Here is a 14,751-nt window from a genome sequence, read left to right on the forward strand (position 1 = left end):
CCGGGGAGGGTTGTGATGAAGGTAATCGCATTCAACGGCAGCGCGCGCAAGGGGGGCAACAGCACCCTGCTCATCAACCGGGTCTTCTCCGAACTGCACCGGGAGGGGATTGAAACCGAGCTGGTGGAACTGGCGGGCTCCACGATCCGCGGCTGCACCGCCTGCTATGGCTGTTTCAAAAACCGCGACCGGCGCTGCACCATCAAGAACGACCCGGTGAACGACGCCATCGAGAAGATGGCAGCCTCGGACGGGATACTGATCGCCTCGCCCACCTACTTCGCCGATATCACGAGCGAAACCAAGGCGCTCATCGACCGCGCCGGGATGGTGGGGCGCGCCAACAACTACCTGTACCGGCGCAAGGCGGGTGCCGCGGTGGTGGCGGTCCGGCGCGGCGGCGCCATCCACGCCTTCGACAGCATCAACCACTTTTTCCTGATCTCCGAGATGGTGGTCCCCGGCTCGAGCTACTGGAACATCGGGATCGGCCGGGAAATCGGCGAGGTCGAAGCGGATGCCGAGGGGATGGCGACCATGGAGACCCTGGGGCGCAACATGGCCTGGCTCTTGAAAAAGCTTAAGGACTAAACCGACGGCCGGCCAAACGCAAAAAAGGGCGGAGTCCGCAGACTCCGCCCTTTTTTGTCTCTTGGAAACCGCGCTTACTTGTGCGGGTAGAAGATGTAGAGGGTGAGCGACAGGGCCGCCAGCACCCACATGCCCGCCTTCACGTCCTTACCTTTGCCGGTCAGCACCTTCAGAAGCGGGTAGGTGAGCAGACCAGAGGTCATGCCTACGCCGATGTTGTAGGTGAAGATCATCAGGGTGACGGTCAGGAAGGCCGGGATCAGCTCGGTGAAGTCGTCAAAGTTCACCTTGGTGATCGGCTGGATCATGAAGGAGCCGATTACGATGAGGGCGATGCCGTAGGCGTGCGCCGGGACGATGGTGAAGAGCGGTGCGAAGAAGAGCGAAAGCAGGAAGAGCACGGCGACCACCAGGGCGGTGAAGCCAGTGCGGCCACCTTCCTCGATGCCGGCTGCGGACTCGATGTAGGCGCCGGTGGTGGTGGTCCCGAGCAGCGGTGCCACGGTGGTGGCCAGCGCGTCGGCCATCATCGGCTTCTCGATCTCCGGCAGGTTGCCGCTCTCGTCCAGGAGGTCGGCACGCATGGAGAGGCCGATCAGGGTACCCACGGTATCGACGAAGGCCATGATGAAGATGATGAGCACGATCGGGAAGAACTTCACGTCGAGCGCGCCCTTGAGGTCGAGCTGCATCAGGATCGGGGTCACGTCCGGCGGCATGGAGACGAAGTGCTCCGGCATCGGGGTGACCTTGAAGAGGATGGAAAGGACGGTGGTGGTCACGATGCCGATCACGATGGCACCCTTGACCCTCCAGGCCATGAGCACCACGACCATCAGGAAGCCGAAGATGCCCAGCAGCACCGACGGCGAGGTGAAGTCACCCAGTTTCACCGGCGCGCCCGGGACGCCCAGGGCGACCAAGCCAACTTCGTTCAGGCCGATAAAGGTGAGGAACAGGCCGATACCGACCGAGAAGCTGCACTTGAGCGAGAAGGGAATCGCCTCGGCCAGCCAGGAGCGGACCTTGAACACGGTCAGCAGGGTGAAGAGCACGCCGGCGATGAACACCGCGCCCAGCGCAACCTGCCAGGTGTAACCCAGCATCTTCACCACGGTGAAGGCGATGAAGGCGTTCTCGCTCATGTAAGGTGCTATGGCGAAGGGACGCTTGGCGTAGAGCGCCATGATGATGGTGCCGAACGCCGCAGCCAGGATGGTCGCGGTCACCGAGGGCTCGCGCGGGATCCCCGCCGCCTCCAGGATTGCCGGGTTCACGATGATGATGTAGGCCATCGTGAGGAAGGTGGTGATACCGGCGATGGTCTCCTGCCGGTAGCTCGTCTTGTGACGTGCAAACTCGAAAAAGTTCTGCATGCTGGCTCCGTCTCCTTGTATATACACCCGGGTTCCGGGCGGTTGTGGCGGCGGCGTATCTAATGAAAAGATCGACTCTCCCTTGTACCCCATTCCTTCGTTAAAGGCAACCGCAAACGCCAAACTAGTGTATACTCAGCCCAAACAGAAAATGCCGCGCCCCTGCCGGCGTCCGCCCCTATAATGAAGACACGTAGCTCCTACAAAACCACGGGCCGCCGGCACCCGGACGGGTCGTCCGATTCCCGGCTCCCGTGCCCCCCAGCTGGCCCACGCAAGGGGCGGACCCCGGGCCCCTGCCGGGCGGGCGCAACGAGGAACCATGACCCCGCACTTTCTCCCCAACCTGGTTAACCGCTCCTTCGGCGACCCCGGCGTCTACCTCGACTTTCTCTTCGAACGCCGCGCCATCCTCTTCGACCTGGGCGATCTCGCGCCACTTGCTCCGCGCAAGCTGTTAAGGATCAGCGACGTACTGATCTCCCACACCCACATCGACCACTTCATCGGGTTCGACACGCTTTTGAGGATCCTTTTGGGGCGCGAGAAGTCCCTGCGCCTGTTCGGCCCCCCGGGGTTTTTGCGTCAGCTGGAGAGCCGGCTTGCCAGCTACAGCTGGAACCTGGTCGGGAGCTACCCCTGCGAGTTCCGGGTCGTCGGCCACGAACTGCACCCAGACGGCCGGGTACTTGCTGCCGGGTTCAGCTCCCGGCGCGCCTTCGCCCGCGAAGACGACAGCGAGGGGGCCTTCGAGGACGGCCTCATCCTTAACGAGGCGGACTTCCAGCTGCGGGTCGCCTTTTTGGAGCACAGCCTTCCCTGCCTCGCCTTCGCCTTCCAGGAGAAGCGCCACGTGAACTTCATGAAGAACCGGCTGGAGGAGCTGGGAGCGCCGGTGGGGCCCTGGCTTTCCGAGGTGAAGGGCGCGGTTTTGCGCGACGCGCCGGACCACACCCTGATCCGGGTGGCGCCGGGGGGGAAGGGGCTCCCCGAGGAGATGGTGTTCACCCTGGGGGAACTCAAAGAGCGGGTGCTCGAGCTGGTCCCCGGCGAGAAGGTGGCCTACGTGACCGACACCGCCTACACCCCCGAGAACTGCCGGCGCATCGTCGAGCTCGCCCAAGGGGCGGACTACTTCTTCATCGAGGCGACCTTCCTGGACGCCGACCGGGAGCGCGCCGCCGACCGCGCCCACCTGACCGCGCGCCAGGCAGGCGAGCTGGCACGGGCCGCCGGGGCCGCGCGTGTGATCCCCTTCCACTTCTCCCCCCGTTACCTGGGGCGCGAGCACGAGTTGCGCCGCGAGGTTCAGGAAGCCTTCCAGGGCGACCCGGCCGAGCGGTGAACTCGGCACGAGCCCCCGGATGAACAAAAAAAGGGCGCCGCCGGACCCCTTCCGGCGACGCCCCTTTGTTTCCTGCCTGCGACCCGCTATTCCACGCCAATCGCCACGTAGAGCGAGGCCCGGCCGCGCTGCAGCCGCACCTTCAGGTAGCTCCCCTTCTTGATCGCCGCCACCGCCTTGTGGTAATCCGCCAGGGTCGTGATGCGCACCCCGTTGATCTCGCGGATCAGGTCCCCTTCCTGAATCCCGGCGCGGTCGGCGAGGCCCTCGTTTTGCACCTCGGTCACCACGACCCCCTTATCGACCTGCAGCCGCATCTGCTGGGCCTTCTCCGGGGTGAGTTCCATCACCTTGAGGCCGAGCCGGTCGCCGTCGATCGTCGCGCTGTCCTCGCCGCTGTCGCTGCCGTCACCCTCTTTCAGCTTCTCCACCACGACCGAGACGGTCTGTTGGCGGTTGTCACGCTGCACCAGCACGGAGACCTTCTTCCCGACCGGGGTCACCGCAACGATGCGCGGCAGCTCTGCCATCTCCTTGATGGGGTGCCCGTCGAACTCCAGGATGATGTCCCCATCCTTGAGGCCGCTCTTCTCGGCGGGGCTGTTGGGGAGCACCTCGGCCACCAGCGCGCCGCGCTCGCCCTCAAGGCCGAAGGATCTGGCGAGTTCCTGGGTCACCGGCTGCACCGAGACCCCGAGCCAGCCGCGCACCACCTTGCCGGTCTCCTTGAGCTGCGGCAGGATCGCCTTCGCCATGTTGATCGGGATCGCAAAGCCGATCCCCTGCCCGCCGGCCAGGATTGCGGTGTTGATACCGATCACCTCCCCCCTGGTGTTGAAGAGCGGTCCCCCCGAGTTCCCCGGGTTGATCGAGGCGTCGGTCTGGATGTAATCGTCGTAGGGGCCGGAGCCGATCACCCGCCCCTGGGCGCTCACGATACCGGCGGTCACCGTCTGGGCCAGGCCGAAGGGGTTGCCGATCGCCATCACCCACTCGCCGACCTCGGTCTTGTCGCTGTCCCCCAAGGGAGCCACCGGGAGGCTCCCCTTGGCGTCGACCCGCACCAGGGCGATATCGAGCTTCTCGTCGCGCCCCTTCACCTCGCCCTTGAACTCCCGGCCGTCGGAGAGCTTCACCTTGATCTCGTCGGCACCGTTTACCACGTGGTTGTTGGTGATGATGAAACCGTCCTCGCTGATGATGAAGCCCGAACCGAGGTTGCGCTGCTTCTGCGGGTGCTGCCGGGGAGCCTCGAAGAACTTCTCGAAGTACTCCTGGAACGGGTCGGTCCCCGGGTGGCGCCTTTGCGGCGCGATGTTCTTCGAGGCGCTGATGTTGACTACGGCAGGCTTCAACTTCTTGGCCAGCAGGGCAAAGTCGGGAAGTACGGCCGCGGCCTGCGCTGCGCCGGAAAAGAGTGCACCGAACAGCAGGGTGAGAACTAGTGATTTTGCCAGAACTGCAACGCGCGTCTGCATGGTTACCTCCTCCTGGAAAATGTTCGCTAAAGCTAATACTGCACCTGCGGTTTGTCAAGGCGCCAACGCACCGAAATGACAGCTCAAAGAGGCGATCAGACTCCTTTTCGCGGCCGGCGCAGCGCGCGTGCCGCACGCCTCGTACCAAGGCTCACCGGCGGCGCTTCGGGAAACGTGCTCAAAAAAAAACGGACGACCTCGCCGACTGCCAAAGCAGCGGGAAAAGTCGTCCGTCTTTTCAAGGTCCGGTTGCGCGGGCCAGTGCCGCGCCGGAATTACTCTTCTTCTTTAAGGATGTAGCCCACGCCGCGCACGGTGTGGATCAGCTTCTTGTCGGCATCGCGGTCGATCTTCTTCCTGAGGTAGTTCACGTAGACGTCGATGATGTTGGTGAAGCTGTCGAAGGTGTAGTCCCAGACGTGCTCCGCGATCATGGTACGGGTCAGCACCTGGTGCGGGTTGCGCATGAAGTACTCGAGCAGGCCGTACTCCTTGGCGGTGAGGTCGATCTCCTTGTCCTTGCGCCACACCTTGTGGGTCACCGGGTCGAGCCGCAGGTCCGCGAAACGGATCTCGGCGCCACGGTCCAGCTCGCTCCTGCGCATCAGGGCCCGGACGCGGGCCAAAAGCTCGGCGAAGGCAAACGGCTTGGTGAGGTAGTCGTCGGAGCCCGAATCGAGGCCGGCTACGATGTCCTCCACGGAATCCTTGGCAGTCAGCATCAGGATCGGGGTGACGTTCTTGCGCTCCCGCAACTCCTTCAGCACGGACAGGCCGTCTTTTTTCGGGAGCATCCAGTCAAGCACGATCAGGTCGAAGGCCTTCTCAAGCGCGAGCTTCAGTCCCTCCTCGCCGTCCGCCGCGGTGTGGACCTCGTACTGCTCTTCTTCAAGACCGCGCTTGATGAAGCTGGCAACCTTCTTTTCATCTTCAACTACCAGAATTCTCATGTCGTTTACCTCTCTGTTTTGATTATTTCGAACGCTAATCGTGCCGTATCTCGCCATGGAGCCTGCTTAAGATCTCGGCGGCAGACTCCTCTACCGACTTGTTGGTTACGTCGATCACAATCCACTTGGGGTGGGCCCGGTAGTACCTGCGGCAGTGGGCCAGCTCCTCCTCGACCTCCCGGTAATCCGCGTAGCTGCCGCGCGGGCTCTGCCGCAGGTTGCGCAGCCGGGCGCAACGGATATCCACCAGCCGCTGGGTCTCGATGATGAGCCCGACCACCCGCTCCGGCTCCACCTCCTCCAGCTCGGAAGGGGGATCGATCCCCTGCACCAGGGGGACGTTGGCCACCTTGTACCCCTTGTGGGCCAGGTACATGGAGAGCGGGGTCTTCGAGGAGCGCGAGACCCCGACCAGGACGATGTCGGCCTTGTGCAGGTTGCGTGGCTCCTGGCCGTCGTCCTGCTTCACGGTGAAGTCCACCGCCTCCATACGCCGGTAGTACTCCGAGTTCATCTCGTACTGAAGACCCGGGAGCTTCTGGGGTCGGGTCTCCAGGAACTCGGCCAGCTTGAACAGAAGCGGTGTGATCAGGTCGACCGCCTCCAGCTGCCGCACCTCGGTCTCGTTGCGCACCAGTTGGGCGAGCTCGGAGTTGACCAGGGTGTAGAAGATGATGCTCGGCTCCCCGGTGTTTACCTCGTCCAGGGCGCGGATCACGTCCTCGCGGTTGCGGATCTGCCCGGTGCGGTGCAGCCGGACGTCCACGTCCCTGAACTGGGTGAGAGCGGCGCGGGCGACCCGCTCGACCGTCTCTCCGGTGGCGTCGGAGAGGAGATACACATGATTCATCTATTCGTCCTGTGATTATCGGCACTTGAGCAAAAAAATGAAGGCTGGGCCGCCATGCTCATTAGATATATACCATTTTTTTTCATTTTAGGCAAAACGAAAATTTAATGGGAAAAACCTCGGAATAAAATTCCCGAGTGCCGCCCATGATTTTTTTTCATTATAATTACACCCGCACTTTTTACGCTTGTCAAGGTTTTCATTGCTATGGCTTCTAATTTTCTGATAGGTTAGCCAAGAACGCACTAACAAAGGAGAAAACGCGCACCATGCAAACAGATTGGGCTGAAATCGCCTGCGAAGTCCCCGCCGAGATGGTCGACATCCTCGCCGAGTTCCTGGTGGAACTGACCGGCAACGGTGTCGGGATCGAAAACCTGCACCTGGATACCTTCTCCCTCGACTCCCTCGAGGACACCCCGGTGAAGACCGTGAAGGGGTACCTTCCGCTGGACGACTCACTGGAGGAGCTGCGCAGCCGGGTGGAGCGCTTTCTTGCCGAGCGCGGCCCCGCATTCGCTGGCTTCGTGTACACCCCGCCCGTCGTGAGCGTGGTGCGCCACGAGGACTGGGCCAACAACTGGAAGGTCCACTTCAAGCCGGTGCGCCTGGGCGAGCGCCTGGTGATCAAGCCGACCTGGGAAGAGTACCAGCCCAAGGCAGGCGACCTGGTGATCCAGATCGATCCCGGCATGGCGTTTGGCACCGGCGCCCACCCCACCACCCGTATGTGCCTGGAATCGCTGGAGCGCATCTGCTTCGACGCCTCGGGCGGCACGCTTTCCGGCCCGGTTCTCGACGTCGGAACCGGCTCGGGGGTCTTGAGCATCGCCGCGGCCCTCATGGGCGCTGCGCGCATCGTGGCCATCGACATCGATCCGGAGGCGGTCGAGGTGACCCGGGAGAACCTGGAGTTGAACGGGGTGGCCGAGCGGGTGGAGGCCTCCACCACGGATCTGGGCGACCTGACCGGGGAGTTCCAGGTGGTGCTCGCCAACATCCTCGCCGAGGAGCTGGTGCGCCTCGCGGGACAGCTCACCGCGCGGCTCGCGCCGGGAGGGTGGCTCATCCTCTCGGGGATCCTCACCGAGAAGGTCCCCATGGTGCTCGCCGGGTTCCCCGGGCTCACCCTGGTGGAATCCCCGGAAGAGGCGGAGTGGAGCTGCCTCACCCTCAGAAAACCCTAGGCCATGCGCGGTTTTTTCCTAGGAGACAACCCGGTCGAAGGGGACCTCGCCACCGTCTCGGGGGAGCTCTACCGGCACATGGCGCGGGTCCTGCGCCTGAAGGCTGGTGCCGAGGTGCAGCTCACCGGCCCGGCAGGCGCGCAGTTCGACGGGGTGATCGAGGAGGTGGGCGCCAAGACGCTCACGGTGCGCCTCAAGGTGCGCGAGAGTGCCCCTGAGCCGGAAGCGGGGCTTCAGGTGACCCTCTACCAGGGGCTCCCCAAGGGCGAGAAGTTCGACCTGATCCTGCAGAAGTGCACCGAACTCGGGGCCAGCGAGATCGTCGCTTTCGCTGCGGCGCGCTCGGTGGTGAAGCTTTCCGCCGAGCGGGGCGCGGGGCGGCAGGAGCGCTGCGAGCGGATCGTCGCCGAGGCGGCGCGCCAGTGCGGCTGGCGCCTTCCCCCCCGGGTGCAGCTCGGCGGAGAGCTCGCCCAGGTGCTCAGGGAGAGCGCACACCAGGTGAAGCTCCTGCTCTGGGAGGACGAGACGACCACCCGACTCTCCCAGGTGTTCGCCGCACACCCGCAAGCCCAAAGCGTCGCCGTGGTGGTCGGCCCCGAGGGGGGACTCACCCCAGAAGAGGTCGCCGCGGCGCGCAGCCAGGGGTTCGTCCCGGTCTCCCTGGGGCGGCGCATCCTGCGCACCGAGACCGCGGGGCTCGCCATCATGGCGATTTTACAGTTTCATTGGGGCGACCTGGGTTGAGGCCCTAAAAAACTAATGAACAAAACGACGAAAGGCGGGACACCTCCTCATGAGGGTCCCGCCTTTCATTATGTTTTTCAGGTGGAAAGTCTAGGCGAGCAGCCCGGCCAGCTCGTCGCCGAAGGCCTCGCGTTGCCAGCGCTTCAAGAGGGCGAGCTGCGCGGAGTCCGGCTCGGCCAGGGCTTCGAGGAGCGCGTTGTTGGCGACCAGGCCGACCCCGAGTCCCAGTTGAGCCGCCTTCCCTTCGCGCCAGACTTTGAGCTTCTTCACCCGGTCCTCCAGGGAGCGGTCCAGCATCGGCCGGCGTCCCGGCTGGGCCTGGGGGAGCTTGTCCGAGGGGAGCGCCAGGCCGCTGGCCACCGCCTGCAGGATGCCGCGCCCCAGCCGCTCGATGAGCTTCGAGGACATGGTGTGGATCCCCACCAGCTCGAAGTTGGAGCGGGGCTGCTTCTCGGCGAGTTCGCGCAAGAGGTCGTTGCTTAAGATCCGGAAGGGGGGGACGTCGGCGCTTTTCGCCTTCTCGTCCCTGAAGCGCAAGAGCTCCTCGAGGACCGCGAGTTCGCGCGGCTTCATCTTGTTGGCCCCCTTAAAGCGCAGGCACATAAGCTCGCCCTCGCGGGAGGCGTAGCGCACCTTGGCGACCAGCTCGGACTCCTCCTCGACCCAGGAGAGGCGCCCCTTGGCGACCAGTTCCGCCTCGAGCTGGCGGTAGAGGTCGATGAGGAGCGAGGTGTCCTTCATGGCGTACTCCATCATCTCGGTGGAGAGCGGGCGCTTGCTCCAGTCCGCCTTCTGGTAGCGCTTGTCGAGCTCGACGCCGAAGCGCTTCTTCAAAAGCGCGGCGAGGCCGAACTCGCTCTCGCCCAGGAACTGGCTGGCGATCATGGTGTCGAACAGGTTCACCACCTCGATGCCGAAGTCGCGGTAGAGCGAGCGCATATCGTAGTCGGCGCCGTGGAACACCTTCTTGATCTCGGGATTGGCGAAGATGGGGGCCAGGACCCTGACGTCCAAGGACGCCAGCGGGTCGATGAGCCGGGTCTCCGAGGGGGAGGATACCTGGATCAGGCAGACCTTCTCCGTGTAGTGGTGCAGGGAGTCCGCTTCCAGGTCGAAGGCGAGAACGCTCTCCGTAGCGAGACGCTCCACCAGGAGGTTCAGGGTGTGCTGGTCGGTGACGAGATGTGCCGCCGTGGGGTGCTGTCCTTCAGTTTGTTTCAGCAAATGGTGCCGTCCGTTTCCGCATCGTGCATGCTTTCAGTGATTTTTTGGGGCGCGGGATCGGGGAGCTGGCGCCCCGCGACCCGGTTAGAACCTTACAACCTTTTCGTGACATCTTCAAGAAAAACTAACAAAGCCGGTGCCGTTTCAGGCTCCGATCTCGGCCAGGGCCTCTACGGTGCGCGCCATCTCCTCGGGGGTGCCGATCGTGATGCGCAGGCCGTGCGAGAGAGCCGGGTCGGTGAAGTGGCGCACCAGGATGCGCCTCTCGTAGAGGGCCTGGTAGACCCGGGTGCCGTCGCGGTCGGGGGGGGTGGCGAAGACGTAGTTCCCGGAGGAGGGGATCACCTGGTAGCCGAGCTTCACGAGCTCCGCCGTGAACCAGGTGCGGGTCTCCCGGATCTTCGCCACGCACGCCCTGAAGTACTCCTGGTCCTTGAGGGCGGCGGCCGCCGCGGCCTGGGCCAGCCGGTCCAGGTTGTAGTGGTCGCGGATCTTGTTGAGCGCGGCGATCGTCTCGGGGCGGGCGATGGCGAGCCCGAGCCGCATCCCGGCGAGCGAGTAGCTCTTCGAGAAGGTGCGGGTCACCACCACGTTCTCCAGGGAGCGCACCAGGTCGAGCGAGTCCTCATCGGCAAAGTCGGCGTAGGCCTCGTCCACCACCAGTACCCCGGAGAGCCGCTCGGCCAGGTCGGCGATGTAGCGCTGCGAGTAGCAAAAGCCCAAGGGGGCGTTTGGGTTGGTGAGGAAGAAGAGCTTCGCCTGGTAATTCTCCGGAATCCCCTGCGGCTCGAAGTTCTCGGAGAGCCCGAAGGTGCGCACCTTCGCCCCCTGGATCTCGGCCAGCGTGCCGTAGTAGGAGTAGGAGGGGTGCACGTAGGCGATCTCCTCCCCCTCGCCGGCGAAGGCGCGGATCAGGTTGTTCAGAACCTCGTCCGAGCCGTTGGCCATGATGATCCAGGAGGGGTCGAAGCCGTAGAGCCGGCCGGCCTCCTCGCGGGCGGCGCGGCTTGCGGCGTCCGGGTAGCGGCGCAGCCCCTCGCCCACCTCGGAAAGGATCGCCTCGATGACCCGCGGAGAGGGGGGGTACGGGTTCTCGTTGGTGTTCAGCTTGATGTAGCTGGCGGCGTCGTCGGGCTGGTAACCCGGGACGTAGCCGGCCATTTGGGCGATGTTGGGGCGCAGGGTCATGGGGTGCTCCTTTTGTATCGGTCCGATCGGTCCGATCCGCCTGATCGGTCCGATGAAAAAACTCAGCTGGCGCTTTTGGCCGCAGCCGCTAGTACCGCTCCAGCACCTTGTACAGCGTGGTGCGCCTGACCGGGGTGAACCCGGCGCCGCGGATCAGCTCGATCATCTCCTCGCGGGACATGCGGAACCGGCAGCCGGCCGCCGCCACCACGTTCTCCTCGAGCATGGTGCCGCCCAGGTCGTTGGCCCCGAAGAAGAGCGCCACCTGGGCGAGCTTCGCCCCCTGGGTCACCCAGCTCGCCTGGATGTTGGGGACGTTGTCGAGGACGATGCGCGAGAGCGAGAGCACCTTCAGGTACTCGACGCCGGTCGCACTGGCGCCTCCGAGTTCGGTGTTCCCCGGCTGGTAGGTCCAGGGGATGAAGGCGGTGAAGCTCCCCCCCTCGGCCTGCAGGGCGCGCACCCGCATCAGGTGCTCGACGATGTCCTCGGGCCGTTCTTTACTGCCGAACATCATGGTCGCCGTGGTGGACATCCCAAGGCGCGCCGCCTCGCGCATCACCTGGGCCCACCCCTGCCAGCCGATCTTCTTGGGCGAGATCTCCTGGCGCACGCTGTCCACCAGGATCTCGGCACCGCCGCCCGGGACGGAATCGAGTCCGGCGGCCTTGAGGCGCCTAAGTGCCTCGGGGACGCTCAGCCCGGAAACCTTGGCGATCTGGGTCACCTCGGCGGGCGAGAGCGAGTGGTTCTGCACGCCGGGAAAGCGCGCCTTGATCTCGCGAAACAGCGCCTCGAAGTACTCGATGGAGAGCTCGGGGTGCAGCCCCCCCTGCATCAGGAGCTGGGTCCCTCCCTGGTCCACCAGTTCCTGGATCTTCGCCAGGATGGTGGGGGTATCCAGGAGATAGGCGTCCTCGGCGCCGTGGTCGCGGTAAAACGCGCAGAACTTGCACTTGGACTCGCAGACGTTCGTGTAGTTCACGTTGCGGTCCACCACGAAGCTCACCTCGGGCTCCGGGTGCAGCCGGCGCCGGATCGAGTCGGCAAGCCGCCCCAGCGCCAAGAGCTCACCATCGTTTAAAAGCCAGAGCGCCTCCTCGGTCGAGATGGCAACCCCTGCCGTAACTTTTTCATTTATCTGATTCAGCATGCCGTTCCTTGTCGAGCCGGGCTCGCGGGGCGTGTGCTTATCCCCTCCCGGTTTCCCCTAGTAGCCTTGAGCTCGCGGTACAGGGTGTCACGCTCCACGGGTACCCTGCCCGCCTTCCGGATCAGCGAGACGATGGCGTCGCGGCTCATGGTCTGCGGCGAGTCCGCACCCGCGTCGTGGCCGATGCGCTCCTCGACCACCGTGCCGTCCAGGTCGTTCACCCCGAAGGAGAGCGCCACCTGGGCGATCTTCTCGCCGAGCATCACCCAGTAGGCCTTCACGTTTGCGAAGTTGTCCAGGTAGATGCGCGCCACGGCGAGCGTCCTTAGATCGTCGACGCCGCTTGTGCCGCTTCCCACCTTCAGTTCCGAGTGCTCGGGCTGGAAGGCGAGCGGGATGAAGACCTGGAAGCCGCCGGTTCTGTCCTGCAGCTCGCGCAGCTGGCGCATGTGGTCCACCCGGTCGGCGACCGATTCCAGGTGGCCGTAGAGCATGGTGGCGTTGGATTTCAATCCCGCCTGGTGCACCTGTTCCATGATGGAGAGCCAGGCCGCGCCGCTGATCTTCTCAGGGCAGAGCTGGTCGCGCACCGCGGGGGCGAAGATCTCGGCGCCGCCGCCGGGGAGCGAGCCGAGCCCTGCCTCCTTGAGGCGCTCCAGGGTCTCCGGGATCGGGGCACCCGCGAGCTTCGCCAGGTAGGCGATCTCCACCGCGGTGAAGGCCTTCACATGCAGGGTGGGCGACACCGAGCGGATGGTCTTCAAAAGCTCCAGGTAGAACTCGAAGGGGAGCTCCGGGTGCAGGCCCCCCACCACGTGGATCTCGGTGGCCCCCTGGGTAAGCGCCTCCTCTGCCTTGGCGCGCACCTCGTCGAGCGTCATGAGGTAAGCGCCCGGCTGGTCCGCGGTGCGGTAGAAGGCGCAGAAGCGGCAGCGGTTCACGCAGATGTTGGTGTGGTTTATGTGCCGGTTGACGTTGAAGAAGACCCGGCGCCCGTTTTTCCGCTCGTTCACGGTCTGGGCCAGTTCGCCCAGGGCGAGCAGGTCCGGGTGCGCGAAGAGCACGAGCGCCTCGGCCTCGTCGATGCGCGCACCGGCGCGCACCTTGTCGGCTATTGCTGCAAATGTCGTCATGGTTAAGTCGCCTTAGGTCGTCGGACCGATCGGTCGGATCGACCGGATAAATGATTTCAGCTGCCCCAGCGCCGGAACAGCCCGTGCTCCACGCCTGCCGCGTCGAGCACCTTGCCGACCACGAAGTCGACCAGGTCCTCCAGGGTCTCGGGCCCCTGGTAGAAGGCCGGCATCGCCGGTACGATGCGCACCCCAAGGCGCGCCAGCTTGAGCATGTTCTCCAGGTGGACCGCGTTCAAGGGGGTCTCCCGGGGGACCAACAGGAGCGGGCGCCCTTCCTTGAGCATCACGTCCGCCGTGCGCTCCAGGAGGTTCCCGGAGACGCCGTGCGCGATGCGCGCCAGGGTCCCCATCGAGCAGGGGGCCACGATCATCTGGTCCGGCGCCGCGGAGCCGCTGGCGATCGGCGCACAGAAGTCGTTTTCGGCGTAGTAGCTGAGCCGGTCCGGCCCGGTCTCGAAGTAGCGGCAGAGCTCGCCCTGCAGGTCGTCGCACCCCTGCCAGTCGAGCCCGCACTCGGTTTTCAGCACGGCGAACCCGGCGCAGCTGATGGTAAGACTCACCCGCGCCCCGGCGCGCAGCAGTTCCCGGCAGAGCTTCAGCCCGTAGATCGAGCCGGAGGCCCCGGTCAGGCCGAGCGCCAGGTGCCGCGCACTCACGCCGCCACCTTCAGGGTGTCGAGCAGGGTCGCCAGGCAGATGGTCACGCTGATGTACCCGTTCATGTTGAAAAAGGCCGCGTCGAGCTTCCCCAGGTCGCCGCCGCGCAAGAGCCAGTGCTCGTAGAGGAGCATCGCGCAGGCTGCCGCGAGCCCCGCCAGGAACCAGGGCCCCAGCCCGAGCACCAGGTAAAGCGCCCCGAGGAAGCCGAGCGCCGCCAGGTGGAAAAAGCGCGCCGTCCAGAGCGAACCGGTGACGCCAAGCGCCGCAGGGATCGAGTGCAGCCCGGCCGCCCGGTCGAAGTCGAGATCCTGCAGGGCGTAGAGGACGTCGAAGCCGGCGACCCAGAAGAGGACCCCGAGCCCAAGGAGCAGCGCCGGGAGCTCGACGGCCCCCCGGATGGCGATCCAGGCCCCAAGCGGCGCACCCGCGAGACAGATGCCGAGCACCACGTGGGCGAGCGCCGTGAACCGCTTGCAGTAGGAGTAGAGCAGCAAAAAGGCGAGCGCTACCGGAGAGAGGTAGAGGCAGAGGGGGTTCAGCATCCCGGCGGCAAGGAGCATGAGCGCCACAGAGAGCGCGATGAAGACCCAGACCGCGGCGCGGCTTAAAAGTCCCGCCGGGATGGCGCGGGTGGCGGTGCGCGGGTTCCTGGCGTCGATCTCGGCGTCGATCACCCGGTTGAGTCCCATGGCCGCGGTACGGGCCCCCACCATGGCCAAAAGGATCCACCCCGCCTGGGCGGGGGTGGGGAGGCCGCGCGCCGCCAGCAGCGCCCCGGTGAAGGCGAAGGGGAGCGCGAAAATGGTGTGGGAAAACTTTATCATCTCCAGGAAAACGCGGATCCTGGCGTACAGTATCATCTCTGCTCCT

14 protein-coding genes are annotated in these 14,751 nt (G+C 64.9%); 4 read left to right on the top strand and 10 right to left on the bottom strand.

Annotation, left to right across the window (positions count from 1 at the left end):
- Positions 1 to 15: 15 nt before the first annotated feature.
- Entirely contained in the window at positions 16 to 591 is a 576-nt protein-coding gene (locus GMST_RS04075) for a flavodoxin family protein (protein WP_183353354.1), read from the top strand.
- Positions 592 to 665: 74 nt separating this feature from the next.
- On the opposite strand, the gene GMST_RS04080 is transcribed toward GMST_RS04075, so the two are convergent.
- Positions 666 to 1,967 carry an NCS2 family permease gene (locus tag GMST_RS04080; protein WP_183353355.1) on the bottom strand — a complete coding sequence of 434 codons (1,302 nt, stop codon included), beginning with the start codon at positions 1,965 to 1,967 and terminating at the stop codon, positions 666 to 668.
- Positions 1,968 to 2,289: 322 nt separating this feature from the next.
- Here GMST_RS04080 and GMST_RS04085 point away from each other — a divergent pair, with 322 nt between their 5' ends.
- Positions 2,290 to 3,312, top strand: a complete 1,023-nt coding sequence (locus GMST_RS04085) for a ribonuclease Z (protein ID WP_183353356.1) — start codon at positions 2,290 to 2,292, stop codon at positions 3,310 to 3,312.
- Positions 3,313 to 3,398: 86 nt separating this feature from the next.
- On the opposite strand, the gene GMST_RS04090 is transcribed toward GMST_RS04085, so the two are convergent.
- From GMST_RS04090 to GMST_RS04100, 3 genes are all read right to left on the bottom strand, one after another.
- Entirely contained in the window at positions 3,399 to 4,790 is a 1,392-nt protein-coding gene (locus GMST_RS04090; protein ID WP_183353357.1) for a DegQ family serine endoprotease, read from the bottom strand.
- Positions 4,791 to 5,065: 275 nt separating this feature from the next.
- The gene (locus GMST_RS04095; RefSeq protein WP_183353358.1) at positions 5,066 to 5,740 is read right to left on the bottom strand and encodes a response regulator transcription factor; all 675 of its coding nucleotides are present in this window, start codon (positions 5,738 to 5,740) and stop codon (positions 5,066 to 5,068) included.
- A gap of 34 nt (positions 5,741 to 5,774) precedes the next feature.
- Positions 5,775 to 6,590 carry a pyruvate, water dikinase regulatory protein gene (locus GMST_RS04100; RefSeq protein ID WP_183353359.1) on the bottom strand — a complete coding sequence of 272 codons (816 nt, stop codon included), beginning with the start codon at positions 6,588 to 6,590 and terminating at the stop codon, positions 5,775 to 5,777.
- 269 nt (positions 6,591 to 6,859) lie between these two features.
- On the opposite strand from GMST_RS04100, the gene prmA reads away from it, so the two are divergent.
- Positions 6,860 to 7,777 (top strand): 50S ribosomal protein L11 methyltransferase, encoded by a 918-nt coding sequence (prmA, locus tag GMST_RS04105; protein WP_183353360.1) that lies wholly within the window; start codon positions 6,860 to 6,862, stop codon positions 7,775 to 7,777.
- A gap of 3 nt (positions 7,778 to 7,780) precedes the next feature.
- Entirely contained in the window at positions 7,781 to 8,521 is a 741-nt protein-coding gene (locus tag GMST_RS04110; RefSeq protein ID WP_183353361.1) for a 16S rRNA (uracil(1498)-N(3))-methyltransferase, read from the top strand.
- 90 nt (positions 8,522 to 8,611) lie between these two features.
- Here GMST_RS04110 and GMST_RS04115 read toward each other — a convergent pair whose 3' ends face one another.
- The 6 genes from GMST_RS04115 to GMST_RS04140 all read right to left on the bottom strand — a co-directional run bounded on the left by GMST_RS04115 (position 8,612) and on the right by GMST_RS04140 (position 14,741).
- Entirely contained in the window at positions 8,612 to 9,745 is a 1,134-nt protein-coding gene (locus GMST_RS04115) for a ribonuclease D (RefSeq protein WP_183353362.1), read from the bottom strand.
- A gap of 144 nt (positions 9,746 to 9,889) precedes the next feature.
- Entirely contained in the window at positions 9,890 to 10,933 is a 1,044-nt protein-coding gene (gene hisC, locus GMST_RS04120) for a histidinol-phosphate transaminase (protein WP_183353363.1), read from the bottom strand.
- Positions 10,934 to 11,021: 88 nt separating this feature from the next.
- Positions 11,022 to 12,086 carry a cyclic dehypoxanthinyl futalosine synthase gene (gene mqnC, locus GMST_RS04125; RefSeq protein ID WP_183353364.1) on the bottom strand — a complete coding sequence of 355 codons (1,065 nt, stop codon included), beginning with the start codon at positions 12,084 to 12,086 and terminating at the stop codon, positions 11,022 to 11,024.
- Positions 12,080 to 13,219 carry an aminofutalosine synthase MqnE gene (mqnE, locus tag GMST_RS04130; protein WP_183353365.1) on the bottom strand — a complete coding sequence of 380 codons (1,140 nt, stop codon included), beginning with the start codon at positions 13,217 to 13,219 and terminating at the stop codon, positions 12,080 to 12,082. The genes mqnC and mqnE overlap by 7 nt, the downstream gene beginning before the upstream one ends.
- A 56-nt stretch (positions 13,220 to 13,275) precedes the next feature.
- Positions 13,276 to 13,878: a UbiX family flavin prenyltransferase gene (locus tag GMST_RS04135; protein ID WP_183353366.1), complete on the bottom strand. Its 603-nt coding sequence runs from the start codon at positions 13,876 to 13,878 to the stop codon at positions 13,276 to 13,278.
- Positions 13,875 to 14,741 (bottom strand): 4-hydroxybenzoate octaprenyltransferase, encoded by an 867-nt coding sequence (locus GMST_RS04140; RefSeq protein ID WP_183353367.1) that lies wholly within the window; start codon positions 14,739 to 14,741, stop codon positions 13,875 to 13,877. Before GMST_RS04140 ends, GMST_RS04135 begins: the two co-directional genes overlap by 4 nt.
- Positions 14,742 to 14,751 lie beyond the last annotated feature (10 nt).

It is taken from the genome of Geomonas silvestris, from assembly GCF_014193515.1.
In the GTDB taxonomy this organism is placed as follows: domain Bacteria; phylum Desulfobacterota; class Desulfuromonadia; order Geobacterales; family Geobacteraceae; genus Geomonas; species Geomonas silvestris.

Excerpts from the sequence above, each read along its gene's own strand:
- mqnE (WP_183353365.1), bottom strand. The coding sequence starts at position 13,219 with ATGACGACATTTGCAGCAATAGCCGACAAGGTGCGCGCCGGTGCGCGC.
- GMST_RS04085 (WP_183353356.1), top strand. The coding sequence starts at position 2,290 with ATGACCCCGCACTTTCTCCCCAACCTGGTTAACCGCTCCTTCGGCGAC.
- GMST_RS04110 (WP_183353361.1), top strand. The coding sequence starts at position 7,781 with ATGCGCGGTTTTTTCCTAGGAGACAACCCGGTCGAAGGGGACCTCGCC.
- mqnC (WP_183353364.1), bottom strand. The coding sequence starts at position 12,086 with ATGCTGAATCAGATAAATGAAAAAGTTACGGCAGGGGTTGCCATCTCG.
- GMST_RS04080 (WP_183353355.1), bottom strand. The coding sequence starts at position 1,967 with ATGCAGAACTTTTTCGAGTTTGCACGTCACAAGACGAGCTACCGGCAG.
- GMST_RS04100 (WP_183353359.1), bottom strand. The coding sequence starts at position 6,590 with ATGAATCATGTGTATCTCCTCTCCGACGCCACCGGAGAGACGGTCGAG.
- GMST_RS04090 (WP_183353357.1), bottom strand. The coding sequence starts at position 4,790 with ATGCAGACGCGCGTTGCAGTTCTGGCAAAATCACTAGTTCTCACCCTG.
- prmA (WP_183353360.1), top strand. The coding sequence starts at position 6,860 with ATGCAAACAGATTGGGCTGAAATCGCCTGCGAAGTCCCCGCCGAGATG.
- GMST_RS04095 (WP_183353358.1), bottom strand. The coding sequence starts at position 5,740 with ATGAGAATTCTGGTAGTTGAAGATGAAAAGAAGGTTGCCAGCTTCATC.
- hisC (WP_183353363.1), bottom strand. The coding sequence starts at position 10,933 with ATGACCCTGCGCCCCAACATCGCCCAAATGGCCGGCTACGTCCCGGGT.
- GMST_RS04075 (WP_183353354.1), top strand. The coding sequence starts at position 16 with ATGAAGGTAATCGCATTCAACGGCAGCGCGCGCAAGGGGGGCAACAGC.
- GMST_RS04140 (WP_183353367.1), bottom strand. The coding sequence starts at position 14,741 with ATGATACTGTACGCCAGGATCCGCGTTTTCCTGGAGATGATAAAGTTT.